Source organism: Micrococcus sp. GbtcB5, from assembly GCF_019091605.1.
GTDB lineage: Bacteria > Actinomycetota > Actinomycetes > Actinomycetales > Micrococcaceae > Micrococcus > Micrococcus luteus.
Genome location: NZ_JAGXJK010000092.1, coordinates 1 through 536, shown reverse-complemented (window position 1 = coordinate 536; position 536 = coordinate 1). Strand labels below are relative to the sequence as shown.

Annotated in this window: 1 protein-coding gene; it reads left to right on the top strand. The window is 68.1% G+C overall.

Going from position 1 to position 536, the window contains the following annotated elements; translation table 11 throughout:
• Positions 1-165: 165 nt before the first annotated feature.
• The coding region (locus tag KVS67_RS11600; RefSeq protein ID WP_368669061.1) for a transposase family protein at positions 166-536 on the top strand (371 nt) is incomplete at its 3' end.

Sequence of the window (536 nt, the reverse complement as noted above, 5' to 3'; positions counted from 1 at the left end):
AGCGGTCGGCCTCGGTGACGGCCGCGGCGATGTCAGCGGCGGACAAGGCGTTAATCGGGCTCTTCACGGTTCGTGGTGATGGGGAGCGTCGCGTCGCTGGCGTAAGACGGCTCGTGGTCCTGCTGTGATGGGTGTTGTCAAGACATCCACATTCCAGAGGACCACGTGCCTGTGCACGAGAGTACTGGTTCGCAGCGCGATGCTGCGAGCGCGATCTTCAACCTGCCCAACTATCGCGTCATCGACGCGTTCGGCCAGCCCGACGGGGGCCGGCGGGTGGTGATCGCCTCGACCGTTCCGCCGGGCTGCCCCGCTTGCGGGGTGCTCGCGACGAAGGTCCACTCCCGCCGGGACCAGCAGATTCGGGACGTCCCGATTGCTGGGGCGATAGAGGTGGTGTGGGCCAAGCGGCGCTGGTTCTGCCTCGAGCCGGCCTGCACCAGGGGCACGTTCTGGGAGTCCACCGAGCAGGTCCCGCGATACGCACGCTCGACGACCCGGTTGCGGCCGTCGACGATGCCCCCCACGAGGGGGTC